Source organism: Stenotrophomonas sp. Ste96 (assembly GCF_024519495.1).
In the GTDB taxonomy this organism is placed as follows: Bacteria; Pseudomonadota; Gammaproteobacteria; order Xanthomonadales; family Xanthomonadaceae; genus Stenotrophomonas; species Stenotrophomonas bentonitica_A.
Genome location: NZ_JALJRX010000007.1, coordinates 26277 through 40216 on the forward strand (window position 1 = coordinate 26277; position 13940 = coordinate 40216).

The 13940-nt window shown below is 67.3% G+C and carries 12 protein-coding genes; 6 read left to right on the forward strand and 6 right to left on the reverse strand.

What is annotated here, in order from left to right; translation table 11 throughout:
- Positions 1 to 106: 106 nt before the first annotated feature.
- Together OC373_RS15970 and OC373_RS15975 are read right to left on the reverse strand one after the other, a co-directional pair.
- A complete protein-coding gene (locus tag OC373_RS15970; protein ID WP_019183529.1) occupies positions 107 to 481 on the reverse strand; it encodes a hypothetical protein in 375 nt (124 codons plus the stop codon).
- Positions 478 to 1440, reverse strand: coding sequence for a hypothetical protein (locus OC373_RS15975; protein ID WP_019183528.1), 963 nt, complete (start codon positions 1438 to 1440; stop codon positions 478 to 480). Before OC373_RS15975 ends, OC373_RS15970 begins: the two co-directional genes overlap by 4 nt.
- A 188-nt stretch (positions 1441 to 1628) precedes the next feature.
- Here OC373_RS15975 and prmA point away from each other — a divergent pair, with 188 nt between their 5' ends.
- The 6 genes from prmA (at position 1629) to purD (ending at position 7972) form a co-directional block, all read left to right on the forward strand.
- On the forward strand, positions 1629 to 2549 hold the full coding sequence (prmA, locus tag OC373_RS15980) for a 50S ribosomal protein L11 methyltransferase (RefSeq protein ID WP_261998066.1): 921 nt from the start codon (positions 1629 to 1631) through the stop codon (positions 2547 to 2549).
- A 30-nt stretch (positions 2550 to 2579) separates the two neighbouring features.
- Entirely contained in the window at positions 2580 to 3491 is a 912-nt protein-coding gene (locus tag OC373_RS15985; RefSeq protein WP_261998067.1) for a DUF3426 domain-containing protein, read from the forward strand.
- A gap of 113 nt (positions 3492 to 3604) precedes the next feature.
- Positions 3605 to 3880: a DNA-binding transcriptional regulator Fis gene (gene fis, locus OC373_RS15990; protein ID WP_026069829.1), complete on the forward strand. Its 276-nt coding sequence runs from the start codon at positions 3605 to 3607 to the stop codon at positions 3878 to 3880.
- Between the two features lie 175 nt (positions 3881 to 4055).
- Positions 4056 to 5639 carry a bifunctional phosphoribosylaminoimidazolecarboxamide formyltransferase/IMP cyclohydrolase gene (gene purH, locus OC373_RS15995; RefSeq protein WP_261998068.1) on the forward strand — a complete coding sequence of 528 codons (1584 nt, stop codon included), beginning with the start codon at positions 4056 to 4058 and terminating at the stop codon, positions 5637 to 5639.
- Between the two features lie 17 nt (positions 5640 to 5656).
- Entirely contained in the window at positions 5657 to 6592 is a 936-nt protein-coding gene (locus OC373_RS16000; protein ID WP_261998069.1) for a hypothetical protein, read from the forward strand.
- 93 nt (positions 6593 to 6685) lie between these two features.
- A complete protein-coding gene (purD, locus tag OC373_RS16005) occupies positions 6686 to 7972 on the forward strand; it encodes a phosphoribosylamine--glycine ligase (RefSeq protein WP_261998070.1) in 1287 nt (428 codons plus the stop codon).
- A 64-nt stretch (positions 7973 to 8036) separates the two neighbouring features.
- Here purD and OC373_RS16010 read toward each other — a convergent pair whose 3' ends face one another.
- The 4 genes from OC373_RS16010 to OC373_RS16025 all read right to left on the reverse strand — a co-directional run bounded on the left by OC373_RS16010 (position 8037) and on the right by OC373_RS16025 (position 13939).
- Positions 8037 to 8369, reverse strand: a complete 333-nt coding sequence (locus tag OC373_RS16010) for a DNA-binding transcriptional regulator (protein ID WP_019183521.1) — start codon at positions 8367 to 8369, stop codon at positions 8037 to 8039.
- Positions 8353 to 8736, reverse strand: a complete 384-nt coding sequence (locus OC373_RS16015; protein WP_070427478.1) for a type II toxin-antitoxin system RelE/ParE family toxin — start codon at positions 8734 to 8736, stop codon at positions 8353 to 8355. The genes OC373_RS16010 and OC373_RS16015 overlap by 17 nt, the downstream gene beginning before the upstream one ends.
- 158 nt (positions 8737 to 8894) lie before the next feature.
- Positions 8895 to 9770 (reverse strand): RNA polymerase sigma factor RpoH, encoded by an 876-nt coding sequence (gene rpoH, locus OC373_RS16020; protein ID WP_019183519.1) that lies wholly within the window; start codon positions 9768 to 9770, stop codon positions 8895 to 8897.
- Positions 9771 to 10261: 491 nt separating this feature from the next.
- The gene (locus tag OC373_RS16025; protein WP_261998071.1) at positions 10262 to 13939 is read right to left on the reverse strand and encodes a TonB-dependent receptor; all 3678 of its coding nucleotides are present in this window, start codon (positions 13937 to 13939) and stop codon (positions 10262 to 10264) included.
- Position 13940 lies beyond the last annotated feature (1 nt).

A 13940-nucleotide genomic window follows, 5' to 3' on the forward strand; every position in this document is an offset into this window, starting at 1 on the left:
GGGCTGCCATGGCCCGCATGCCGGTGGTGCCAACCCGGGGTTGGTTGACCCGAGCCATGGCGAAGGCACGCTGCGGCCCCGCAGGGCGGGGCCATGCCGCGCGTGCTTACCGCTTGGCGGTATCGGCCGCGGTGACCTGCGAATTCTTCACCGGCTCCACGCCCAGCGACGAGGTCGGATCGACGATCACCATCGTCTCGGTGGAACCATCCGGCCACACCACCTGGAAGGTGCTGCCGGTCGGCAACGAAGCGAACGGCATGCCACTCTGCGCGCGATACACCGCAGCGACCTGACTGGCACCGGCACGACGCACTTCGGCATCGGCCTTGACCGAGGTCAACTGCACCTTGGACAGGCTTCGGTAACGATCATCGTAGGTATCGATCATCACCAGGCCCACTGCTCCGGCCGAGTACGCGACGAACAACGCGACCCAGAACCAGAATTTCGCACCGTGCAGGATTCGACGGTAATTCATCGCCCATTCCTCTGCTTGACCAGCTCTTCGACCAACACGTTCATTTTCCCCGCACCTTGCCGCGATACCGCGGCGTCATACACAAAAGTGGCAAAGTCCTGCCCACCGTTCTGCGAACAGATCCCTCCGTTCGCGCAGAAATTGTTCATCAGCACACTGTCCGGGCCGCAGGCCATGCCCAGTTCGCAGGCCGCCAGCCGCCAGGCCAGTTCGCTGAACTGATCGCCGGCCACCAGGCCGCTCATCGCGCTGTCCCCGCTGGCGCGCTGACCCATGCCTGGCGCGAGCGCCATGAAGGCTTCCGGATCGCGCGAATCCATCACGCGCTCGACCAGGCCGCGACGATAGGCCGGGGCGGTTTCCAGCGGGTGACCTTCGGCGAACAGCGACGCCTCCGCAGCCAGGTTGCCGGCCTTGGCCGCCTCCAGACGCTGGGTCAGGATCAACGGGCGGCCGAGATTATCGCTGCTGACGAAGCCCGCGCAGCGGCGCGACACGCGCTCGCGCGCGGCGACCATCGGTGCCGAGGCGCTCATGCCCATGCCGGTGAGCAGGGTGTTGTCGAGCTGGTAACCGCCCGGGTCCATCGCGTACATGGCGCAGTAGTCGTACACCCGGCTCACCATCCACCCAGCCTCGGCGTTGCCATTGGCGGCCTGGAACTGCAGCCGCTGCGCGTAGGCGAACAGGTCGGTGTCGCCTTCGATATCCGCGCGCAGGTCCAGCGGAAGGCCCGAGGCCACCGCGGTGCCGCGCTCGCTGCCGAGCAGACGCCGGGCCAGTTGCCGCGCTTCGGCCGGAACCGCGCTGGTGGCCTCGCCGGCCTGCGGCCCATCCACCTGCGAGGTGGCCGGTTCGGCGTGCAGCACCCGATCGCCCGCGCGATAGCCCACCACCCCCAGCAACGCCAGGGCCGGTACGACCAGCAACCAGGTTTTCAGGGTCGGCACGAGCGCCATGGGCAGGACGTCACAGGCTGTCAGCGGTTGACAGCAGAACGCCAAGTTTAGCAAGCGCCCGCGAGGCTGTCTGAACCGGCTGTCAGGCCAATCTTACCGGCCGGCGAGACGCCCGCGCCGCGCGGCCGCCGGGACCATCGGCCCGCACTGGTCTAACATGCACGGTTTTCCGCCGGTCCCCTGCCCCCATGCCCTTCCTGGAACTCACCCTGCACTGCACCGAAGCCACCCAGCCGCGCTATGAGAATGCGCTGGACGACGTGGGCGCGCTGGCGGTGACCCTGCTCGATGCCGATGCCGACACCAGCAACGAGCGCGCGATCCTGGAGCCGGGCGTGGGCGAGACGCCACTGTGGAACGACCTGGTGCTGACCGCGCTGTTCCCGGGCGACACCAATGCGCTGGCCCTGCTGGCCGCGCTGGACGCCTTCGATCCGGGCCTGGACTGGGCCAATGCCAGCTTCCGCGCCGTGGCCGACGAAGACTGGGAACGCGCCTGGATCGACCAGTTCCAGCCGATGGCCTTCGGCGACCGCACCTGGATCGTGCCGTGGAACCACGACCTGCCGGAGGCCGCGCAGGCCGAGGATGCCGCCGTGGTCCGCCTGGACCCGGGCCTGGCATTCGGCTCGGGCACCCACCCCACCACCGCGCTGTGCCTGCGTTGGCTGGACGGGCTGGCCACCGAAGGCGCGCTGGCCGGCAACACCGTGCTCGATTTCGGCTGCGGCTCGGGCATCCTCGCCCTGGCGGCGCTGAAGCTGGGGGCTGCCCGCGCGGTGGGCGTGGACAACGACCCGCAGGCGGTGATCGCCACCGGTGACAACGCCGAGCGCAATGGTCTTCAGGACCGGGTGCAGGTCTATCTGCCGGCGGACGAACCGCAGGCCACGTACCCGGTCGTGGTGGCGAACATCCTTGCCTCGGCGCTGGATGCACTGGCCGATGTACTGGCCGCGCGCGTCGCCCCGGGCGGTCGCATCGCGCTGTCGGGCATCCTGCACGGGCAGGAAGGTGAACTGCTGGAGCGCTATGCCCCGGCCTTCGAGCAGCTGGCCGTGGCACAGGATGGCGACTGGATGCGCATCACCGGCGTCCGCCGACCTTGAATAGCCCGTCCCCTGCCCGGTCCCGTGCCCATGTCCGAGCCTCCGATGCCGCCGCGACGCCCGCTCGCCACGTTCCTGCGTCCGTCTGCGCCGGCCCCGGCCGAACCGGCGGATCGTCCGGCCGCACCCGATGACACGCCGCCTGCGCCGTCGATGACGTCCGTGGGCGATCGCATCGCGCCGCTGGCGGTGGAACAGGTGATCGATGCACAGCCGCTGCATGCGCCGCAGCCGTCCGCGCCTGCACCTGGCATCGGGGTCGACTCCGACGCTGATGCCGCACACCGGTTCGTCGCCGACGCGGCGCCCGCAGCCGCGCCGGTCGGGCAGGCGCCAGCGCCATCGCCTTCGACAGCGCTGCCCGATGACGGGCGCGCCCCGGGCGGGGACGCACCCACCCCGGCCAGGGCTGCCCTGCCGCCAGCCGACGCGATCACCACGCCGAGTTTCCTGCGCCGGCCCGGTGCGCGCCTGCGCACGCCACGCTGGCAGTGGGGCATGGTTGCCGGGCTGGCCGCGCTGCTGCTGGTGCAGATCGCGGTGGCCGACCGCGCCCGGCTGGCTGCCGATGCCGGCACGCGGCCCTGGATTGCCGGGCTGTGCAGCGTGCTGCGCTGCGCCTTGCCGGCCTGGCGCGAGCCGACCGCCTTCAGCATGCTCAGCCGCGATGTACGCCCCGTTGCCGGCGTGGCCGGCGCGCTGCAGGTGCAGGCGAGCATCCGCAACGATGCACGCTGGGCCCAGGCCTGGCCGTCGCTGCGGCTGTCCCTGTCCGATGCCGATGGCCGCGTGATCGGCACCAATGTGTTCGCGCCGGCCGACTATCTGGATCGCGCGACGGACCCGCCCGCCACGCTGGAACCGGGCCAGAGCGCACAGATCGCCTTCCGGGTGCGGGAGCCTGCGGCGTCTACGGTCGCATTCACCTTTGAGTTCCTCTGAGGCACCGCCGGGCTGCCAGAGCGTGGCAGGCGGCCGACGCACGCGCTAGACTGACCCCATCATCATTCCGCCGTGGGCTGTTGTCCGCCCCGGCTCTTGCACCGGGAAACTCCTTGAACGCTGTCCTTTCTCGTCCTGACAACAGTCGTGGCGCGCCCAAGCCACCCCTGCGCGAACACGTGGCCCAGTCGGTCAGGCGCTACCTGCGGGACCTGGATGGCTGCGATGCGGACGATGTCTACGAGATCGTGCTGCGGGAGATGGAGATCCCGCTGTTCGTGGAAGTGCTCAACCATTGCGAAGGCAACCAGAGCCGCGCCGCTTCGATGCTCGGCATCCACCGCGCCACCCTGCGCAAGAAGCTGAAGGAATACGGCATCACCACCTGATGCCGGGCCGGGCGCGCGCGTCGTGCCCGAGGGAAAGAAGGCCGGATCGAGCACGCCTCGGTACCGGCCTTCGTCGTTTCAGGGGCCCAACGGCCGTCGTGGTGACCACCAACGCGGCCATGCCAGCGCCACTGGCCTACAATATGGCCCCGCTCCGCTTCGATCTCCTGCCCCCATGAGTTCCGATCTGCTGCCCGTGCGCCGGGCCCTGCTGTCCGTTTCCGACAAAACCGGTCTGATCGACCTGGCCCGCGCCCTCGCCGCGCGCAACGTGGAGCTGCTCTCCACCGGCGGGACCGCCAAGGCGATCCGCGAGGCCGGCCTGGCAGTGAAAGATGTCGCCGACGTCACCGGCTTCCCGGAAATGATGGATGGCCGGGTCAAGACCCTGCACCCGATGGTGCACGGCGGCCTGCTCGGCCGCGCCGGGCTGGATGACGCCGTCATGGCCGAACACGGCATCGGCGCGATCGATCTGCTGGTGCTGAACCTGTATCCGTTCGAGTCGGTCACCGCCAAGGCGGACTGCACCCTCGAAGACGCCGTGGAGAACATCGACATCGGTGGCCCGGCGATGCTGCGTTCGGCCGCGAAGAATTTCGCCCGCGTGGCGGTGGCGACCGATCCGTCGCAGTACGCCGAACTGCTGGCCGAACTGGACGCCAACGACGGCAAGCTGTCGGCCGCCAAGCGCTTCGCCTTCTCGGTCACCGCGTTCAACCGCGTGGCCCAGTACGACGCGGCGATCAGCAACTACCTCTCGGCCGTGACCACCACCGACACCGCCGTGCCCGTGCGCGCGGAGTTCCCGGCCCAGATGAATTCGAACTTCGTGAAGGTGATGGATCTGCGCTACGGCGAGAACCCGCACCAGAGCGGCGCGTTCTATCGCGACCTGTACCCGGTGCCGGGCACGCTGGCCACCTTCCAGCAGCTGCAGGGCAAGGAACTGAGCTACAACAACCTGGCCGACGCCGATGCCGCGTGGGAATGCGTGCGTCAGTTCGACGTGCCGGCCTGCGTGATCGTCAAGCACGCCAACCCGTGCGGCGTGGCCGTGGGCGCCGGCAATGGCGATGCCTACGAGCTGGCCTATGCGACCGACCCGACCAGTGCCTTCGGCGGCATCATCGCCTTCAACCAGCCGCTGGACGCGGCCACCGCCAAGGTGATCCTGGACCGCCAGTTCGTTGAAGTGCTGATCGCTCCGGATTACGAGCCGGCCGCGCTGGAATACGCGACCAAAAAGGCCAACGTGCGCGTGCTGCGCATTCCGCATGGCGAAGGCCTCAACAACTACGACACCAAGCGGATTGGTTCTGGCCTGCTGATGCAGAGTGCCGACAACCGCGGCATGAGCCGCGACGAACTGACCGTGGTGAGCAAGCTGGCGCCGACCGAGAAGCAGTTCGCCGATCTGCTGTTCGCCTGGAAGGTCGCCAAGTTCGTCAAGTCCAACGCGATCGTCTACGCCAAGGACAACCGCACCATCGGTGTCGGCGCCGGCCAGATGAGCCGCGTGTACTCGGCGCGCATCGCCGGCATCAAGGCCGCCGATGCGAACCTGGTGGTGGAAGGCTCGGTGATGGCCTCCGATGCGTTCTTCCCGTTCCGCGATGGCATCGATGCCGCCGCTGCCGCCGGCATCAAGGCGGTGATCCAGCCGGGTGGCTCGATGCGCGACAACGAAGTGATCGCCGCCGCCGACGAGCATGGCCTGGCGATGGTGTTCACCGGCGTCCGTCACTTCCGTCACTGATGGTGGCATCGACACGGATGTCGTCCTCGCGCCGCAATCGCCTCGCAGCGGTGGTCATGGCCGTTGCTGCGGGGCTGCTGGGCTGCACGCCTGCCAGTGAACCGGGGGCGTCTTCCGAGCCCGCCAAACCGCACCGTGTGCTCGACACCACGGCGCAGCCAGAAGACACGATCCACGTCAGGGGCGATCACACCGAGCGCCTGCAGGCCTTCCTGCGCCTGCGCTATGGCGACAAGGCCGCACTGGATGCACCGTGGAAGGATGCGTGGGAGGACACCGAGGTGGAGGCACTTCGCCCGGTCACCCGCCGTGTGTGTGCGCGTGACACGGCCACGGCCGACGGCCAGGAACAGACCCTGTTGGCGGTGTGCCAGACCCTGGACGATGCCGCTACGGTCGAACCGGGCCGGGTCGACCTGTACGTGCTGCGCGTGGGTACGGACGAGGAAGGAACCAACCGGGGCGGCTTCTTCGCGCAGCTGCCCGCCGATGATCCGCTGCTGGTCATGGCCCAGCGCCTGCAGGGGCAGTACGGGCGCCACGGTTCACCCGGCACGGTCCAGATCGCGCAGCTCGGCCCGCAGCGCCGCGCGTTCCAGATCACCCATGAGGAACACCGGCGCGGCCATCGGCGCGTCTGGCGCAGCTACATCGCCGAACACAACCATCGCCTGCGCGATGTCGCCCGGTACCGCGATCACCTCGACAACCTTGCCCTGCACGGCTGTGACGGCAATCCGGCCGACTGCGGCGAGGGCGTGTTCGCGGTCGACTTCAACACGACCGTGGGCGACAGCAACGCCGTGGAGGGCTACTGGCCGCTGACGGTGCGTGCCAGCGGCCACGACTGCACGGGACCTGCGACCGGGTTCTACCATCTCATCTTCGATGCGCGGCAGCGCGCCTATCCGGTGCCGGACGACCTGCAGCGCGACGGCTGCGCTGACAGCTGAGGCCGTGGGTTGCCACGGCAGCCGACCGCCCGAATGCACCCGCCGCCCGCACCGCGTAAAATCACGTTCCTGCCCTCTTACGCGAGAACTGCATTGAAGATCCTGGTCATCGGCGCTGGCGGCCGTGAACACGCCCTGGCCTGGAAGCTGGCCCAGTCCGCGAAGGTCCGCGAGGTCATCGTCGCCCCCGGCAATGCAGGCACCGCGACCGAACCCAAGTGCCGCAACGTGGACGTCAAGGTCAACGACCTGGACGGCCTGCTGGCACTGGTCGGTACCGAAGGCATCGGCCTGACCGTGGTCGGCCCGGAAGTGCCGCTGGTGGCCGGTGTGGTCGATCGCTTCCGCGCCGCCGGCCACCGCATCTTCGGGCCCACCGCCGCCGCCGCGCAGCTGGAAGGCAGCAAGGCGTATGCGAAGGACTTCCTGGCCCGCCACAAGATCCCGACCGCGTTCTACGCCGTGCACACCGAGGTCGAGCCGGCGCTGGCCTACCTGCGCGAGAAGGGCGCCCCGATCGTGGTCAAGGCCGATGGCCTGGCCGCCGGCAAGGGCGTGATCGTGGCGATGACGCTGGCCGAGGCCGAGGACGCGGTGCGCGACATGCTCTCCGGCAATGCGTTCGGTGATGCCGGCGCCCGCGTGGTGATCGAAGAATTCCTGGACGGCGAAGAAGCCAGCTTCATCTCGATGGTGGACGGCAGGACCGCGCTGCCGATGGCGACCTCGCAGGACCACAAGCGCGTCGGCGACGGCGACACCGGCCCCAACACCGGCGGCATGGGCGCCTACTCGCCAGCCCCGGTGGTGACCGATGAAGTACATGCGCGCGTGATGCGCGAGGTGGTCAACCCGACCGTGCAGGGCATGCTCGCCGACGGCATTCCGTTCACCGGCTTCCTCTATGCCGGCCTGATGATCGATGCCAATGGCGCGCCGAAGGTGATCGAATTCAACGTGCGCTTTGGCGATCCGGAAACCCAGCCGGTGATGCTGCGCCTGCAGTCGGATCTGGTGGATCTGGTCGAAGCGGCGATCGACGAGCGCCTGGATACCGTGGAGGCGCAGTGGGACCCGCGCCCGTCGCTGGGCGTGGTGATGGCGGCCTCGCCGTATCCGGAGACGCCGATCACCGGTGACGTGATCCACGGCCTGGACGCTGTCGCCGCGACGGCCAAGGTGTTCCATGCCGGCACCACGCTGGACGCGCAGGGCCAGGTGCTCAGTGCCGGCGGACGCGTGCTGTGCGTGGCTGCACTGGGCGGCACGGTGGGCGAGGCACAGCGCAACGCCTACGCCGGCGTCGGTGCCATCCACTGGGCCCATGAGTTCCACCGCGGTGATATCGGCTGGCGGGCGATCGCGCGCGAGCAGGGCTGAGGCGGGTCAAGGGCAGCGACGGCTGCCGTACAGCGCAACGGCCCGGCATTGCCGGGCCGTTGTTCTAGAGGACGGCGTCGAGGCCTTTCCGGTCGATCAGGTTCAACAGTTTCAGCGATGGCCCACTGGGCTTCTTGTCGCCCTGCTCCCAACTGCGCACCGTTGAAACGCTGGTGTTGAGAACGCCTGCGAATACCGGCTGGCTGAGCGCAAGCGACGTGCGAAGTGCACGAATCTGGGCGCTGCTGTATGCGGGCACCGGCTCCAGGCACAAGGCGTCGTAGCAGCTCAATCGACGCCTATCGATGACCCCATGCGCGTGCAGGTGCACGGCAGCATCGTGCACGGCCTCCAGAAGTCGGCTCTTCGCGCGCCCGCGTTCAGAGGTCTTTGTCATGACAGATCTCCTGCAGGTCGCCGCATTTCACGGCGTGATCCAACTGTGTCAAGCTCATTCCCAGAAATTCCGAGGCATACAACTGGAGCGCATCCTGTTCCGTAGCGCTGATTGTCGCGCGCTCGTTCTTCTCATAGCCAAACAGGAAGAACCAACTGGTGCCCACCGGGGCCGCGATGATGGTCCGGACACTCCCGCGCTTACCACGACCAGGCAACCGCACCCGCTTCTTGAAGATGCCACCGCCCAGGTCAGCATCCACCAGGCCTCGACGCATCTCATCGACCGCGCGGCACAGGGCCTCGGCGGTGAGCGCAGACCTTCGCAGGCTGCGGTTGAAGCTCCGGGTGCGGAAGACACGTTGCATGATCATACCGTGCCACTGAGTGGTACGGCGTGAACATCAGCACGTGGCGTGCCCGGCTGTCGGAAAGATCAGTGGGCAAACACGGGTGCAGCGCTGCCAGAACAGAAAAGGCCCGGCATCACGCCGGGCCTTTTCGCGTGACCACGCCCGTCACTGCATCACGCAGTAAACAGCGCCTTCATCTTCTTCAGGGCATTCGCTTCGACCTGGCGGATGCGTTCGGCGGACACGCCATACTCATCGGCCAGCTCCTGCAGCGTCACCTTGCTGTCCGCGTCCAACCAGCGACGGCGGATGATGTCGCGCGAACGCGCATCCAGCTCGGCCATGCCTTCGCGCAGCAGCTGCAACTGATTGTCTTCACTGTCCATCCGCTCATACGCCATCGAAGGATCTTCTTCGTTGGCGCGCAGATAGGCAGCCGGCGACGGCGGTGCATGATCGTCATCGTCATCGCTGGAGAGATCGAAACCGATATCGCGACCCGACAGGCGCGACTCCATCTCGAGCACTTCGCGCTCGGACACGTTCAGGTCCTTGGCCACCGCGCTGACCTCGGCCGCGTTCATCCAGCCCAGGCGGGTCTTGGACTTGCGCAGGTTGAAGAACAGCTTGCGCTGCGCCTTGGTCGTGGCGACCTTGACGATGCGCCAGTTCTTGAGGATGAACTCGTGCATTTCCGCACGGATCCAATGCACCGCGAACGACACCAGGCGAACGCCCATGTCCGGGTCGAAGCGCTTCACGGCCTTCATCAGGCCGATGTTGCCTTCCTGGATCAGGTCGCCCAGCGCCAGGCCGTAGCCGTTGTAGCCACGGGCGACGTGCACCACGAAGCGCAGGTGGGAATGGACCAGCTCGCGCGCGGCGTCCAGATCCAGCTCGTCGCGGAAGCGGCGGGCCAGGTCCTGCTCGTCATCGACCGACAGCACCGGGATCTGGTGCACGGCACCGATGTAGGCGTCCAGCGAACCGAGCGCACTGGGAATCGGGAGATTGTTTGCCACAAGGGCAGTAGAGGTGTTCTGGCTCATAGCACTCATCTTAGCAGTCCCGGAATTGGACTGCTAAAGGGGAAAGAAGTTCCAGCGTTCTGTTGATGGGATGCTGGTACAGATTGCACGTCTAACGTACCGCGAAATGATGACAGTGGCGAGAGGCCGGAAACAACCCATCAACTCCCATGAAATCAACAAGATAGAGGGATGAATTGGGGGCTGGCGCGTGTTTTCTGGCTGAACGGGCTGCCGGAAGCGCCCATTCAGCCCGGAAAGGTTGTCGGCAGTTCAGCCAGGCATGGCCTGGCTCTACCCCCGGCGCCCCTCCACCCACCGAAGCCAACCGCCAACACCGCGATCCCCGGTAGTGCCACGCCATGCGTGGCAGGCCCGAGCCCACCGAAGCCGTAATCCACGCCATGCGTGGCAGGCCCGAGTCCACCGAAGCCGTAATCCACGCCCTGCGTGGCAGGCCTGAGTCCACCGAAGCCGTAGTGCCACGCCATGCGTGGCAGGCCTGACCGAAGCTAGTAATACCCGGCCATGTTCAGGAAGAACCCCTTCTGGTCGTACTTCAGCTCGGTCATGTCATCGCTGAACTCGGTGAAGTTGTAGCCCACCCCGACCTTGAAGTTCTCGCCGACCCGGCGGTCCACGCCCACCAGCCAGCCCTTGCGCACGCCGCCGTCGCGCACCTTCAGCCAGCGGTGCTCGGCCAGGCCTTCCCACTGGGCGAACAGGCGATAACGCAGCTGCAGCGCGGCGAAGTCGGCACGGCTGTCCAGCCAGGCCCCTTCCCCACGGCCGGTGCGGTAGTCGCCCCAGCGCGAGGCCAGCTTGCCGGCCACTTCCCAGCGTGCGCCCAGCTGGCGGATGCCTTCCAGCGAGAGAATCTGCGAGCGCTGGTCGTACAGGTTGCCACCCTCCTGCCCGAGCGAGGCGACATCGTAGAGATAGGTGAACTTGCCGAAGCCGGCCCAGCGCGTGTTGTCATGCGGGCGCCAGGCAAAGCCCATGTTGGTCTCCACCAGTTTGGCATCGGCCAGGCGGTCGATGCGGTCTTCGGTATAGGCATAGTTGGCGCGTAGCGCGAAGCGCCAGTCTTCGTTGAGCTTGTACAGCAGGCGGTTGGTGGTCACCCACTGCTCGCGCTGCTCGGCGCCGCTGTCACGGCGGTACTCCAGCTTGCTGTTCCACTGCGCCACCGCATCGGTGCCCCCGCCACTGACGCTGTAGGCACGGCGGTCGACGCGGCCCACGGTGGACTCCAGCTCCCCGTCCATGATCGTGAAGCCCAGGTTCCAGCCCTGTGCGGGATAGAAATCCATGCCGAAGGTATGCACGATGCCGGCGCTGTCCTGGCGACGGTCCTTCAGATACTGGCTCTCGTTGTAGACGTTGACCTGGTTGCTCAACCGCCAGCGCTGGCCCAGCGTCCAGCCGCTCTGCAGGCCGGTATCGAACAACGGATCGGTGCCGGTGCGGTCGGTGCTGTAGCTGTAACTGCCGTACAGGCTGTGGTCGGGCGCCATGCGGTACTCGCCATCCACCTTGGCACCATGGCCACGGCTGCCACCGCTGACTTCCGCACCAACACTGCTGCGGTCGCCGAACAGATACCGCGCGCCGAGGGTGAGCAGGTCGTTCTTCTCGTACGCGCCGCCATCGTCATCCAGGGTCACCTGCCCGGTGCCGTACAGCTCCCATGACGATCCGAAGCGCTGGCGGTACCCGATCGCGGCCAGCAGTGCGTCCACGCTCTGCAGTTCCTGTTCTTCGCGCACGCGGCGTAGTTCGCCGGTCAGCTGGCCGTCGTTGCCCAGCCGCCACTCGGCGGTCAGCTGGCTCTGCTCCAACGCCAACTCGCCCTGCTCGGTGCGGGTGTGGCGGCCGTACAGACTGAAATCATCGGTGAGGTAGCCAAGGAACTCGGCACCGTATTCCTGCATCGGCAGGCCGGTGTCCTGGCGCGCGACCGAGAAGCCGGCATCCACATCGCGCCACCAGGCACCCAGGCTCCAGTCCTGCGTGGTCCAGCCCAGCTCGCGCAGGTTGGCCCGCGCTTCCACCGCGCTGGCGGTGCCCGAGCGCCGGCCTTCGTACGGGTTGCGGCGGATGAAGCTCAGGCCGCCGTTGTCCGAATAGAACACCGGGGCGGCGGTGGCTTCAGTGCGGGTCTGCTCCATCTTCAGGTAGGTGCCACGCCCGGCCTGCAGGGTGAGGTCGGCGCCTTTGAGGCTGTAGTTCTCGCCACTGCGGTTCTCGTCGATCCAGGTACCGCCGATCGCCACGTGGTCGCCGAGCCACTGGCGGCCACGCGCACCGTAGGTCACGTCGTCGCTGCTGAAGCCAAGCGGCACGTATTCGTAGTCCACCAGCAGCAACTGGTCGTAGCCATCGAGCGGCATGTCGCGGGTGATGCTGCGCACGTTCTCGCGGGTGAGCTGGGCCAGCGGACGGGTCAGGATCAGGCGCCCCTGAAGATTGTCGATCTCGTAGTCCACGCCTTCCTGCAGGGTGGCGCGCGTTTCAGTGCGGCCGGTGGTGCGATCGCGCACTTCCAGCACCACCTGCTCCGAGCCGGGCAGCACATCGGTGTGGCGCAGGTAGTACAGGGTGCCGCCGGTGCCGAGGAATTCACTGTGGCCCGGCGCGGACTGCGCCTCCGAGCCGAATACCTTCACCTGCGAGCGCGCCTCGCCCAGCGGCGTGGCCTCCAGCGAGCGCCAGTTCAATGCACCGCCGTACAGCGAGCGGACGTACTGGCCGTACTCGGTGCCGGTGATGCCGGTGGCGTAGTTGCCCCACACGGCCTGGCTCTGGTCCCAGTCCACGCGCAGGTACAAGCGCCCCTGCGTATCCACGTCGCGGTAGGTGGTGGAGTCATCGCCATATACCGGGTAGTACAGATCCGGGTCGAGGCGACGGAACACATCCTGTGCGTCGGCCTGGGTGAAATCGCGGAACAGATACTTCAGCTCACGGTCCTGGGTGTCGGCCTGCGCAGTCACCAGGTATTTGCCGCGCAGCTTGCCCTTCAGATAGAACGCCAGCCGGCCCTCGCTGAGAAAACTGTCGTCGTCACGATCATCGGCGGCGAGCGGCTGCAGATTGCCGCTGGCGCTGTTCCTGGAGACGGTGACATCGGCAATGGCGACCAGGAACAGGTAGCGACCGGTGACATCCACATCCAGCTGCCGCTGTGCGGAGGGCGCATCACGGGATTCGACACTGACGTCGTACCGATGCTCGCCAACCGGCTCGAGGAACTCGGCCGCGAACTTCTGCTCCAGATCGACCGGGAAGTCCTGGCCGTTGATGCGCACGCGGCTGTTGGGCTCCAGGTTGCGGCCGTACAGACGCACGCGCGAGCCGTGGATGGGAATGTTCTGCAGGCGCAGCATGCTCTGCCCGTAGATGCTGTTGCTCAGCTGCAGGTCCTGCGCACTGTCGCCATCGAGTGCCTGGCCCAGCGTCTTCTGCACGTTCTCGCGGGTGACCTGCAGGCCACGGTCGAAATCGGCCGGGGTGACCAGCTGGATGCGCTGCAGGCGCGTTTCATCGAAGGCGCCGCCGGCGCCGTACGCACGTGCGACGTAGATCAGCTCATCGCCGGTGCGCAGCTTGATCTGCGCTGGCAGCTCACCGCTCCATTCGGCGTCGCCAACGTAGTCGGCCGGCAGCTCGATGCGGGCCAGCGGCGTGACCAGATCGGTATCGGTACCGCGATACAGCGTTACCTCCAGTTTCTGGATGAACGAGGCGTAGTTGTTGTAACTGTGGAACCGCAGCGGGCGGATCACCCGGCCATTTTCGAACGGCACGGTGGCCGCGGCCTGCACGCTCAGGCTGGGCGGCACCATGGTCGGGTCTTCGGTGGCCCACACCACGCCACCGTTGGGCAGCTCGGCCATGAACTGGCCACCGCGCGCGGCGACATCCGGCGTGACGGCCGGCGACATCGGCACGACGTCGGTCCCCACCGGCCCGGCGCCGCCCGGCAGCGGAAGCCCATCGGCGCTGTCATCGCGGATGCGCAGCAGCAGGCCGTCATCGTTGCGGCAGCTGTCGGCCTCACAGCGGATCGGTGCGGGTGACGGTGCCGGTCCGGCCTGCTGGGCGGCGGCCGGCAGTGCGGCCAGCAGCAATGCGCTGGCCAGGCCGAGGGAAAGGCGGCGGGAGATCGGGCTCAGGGTCATGTCCATG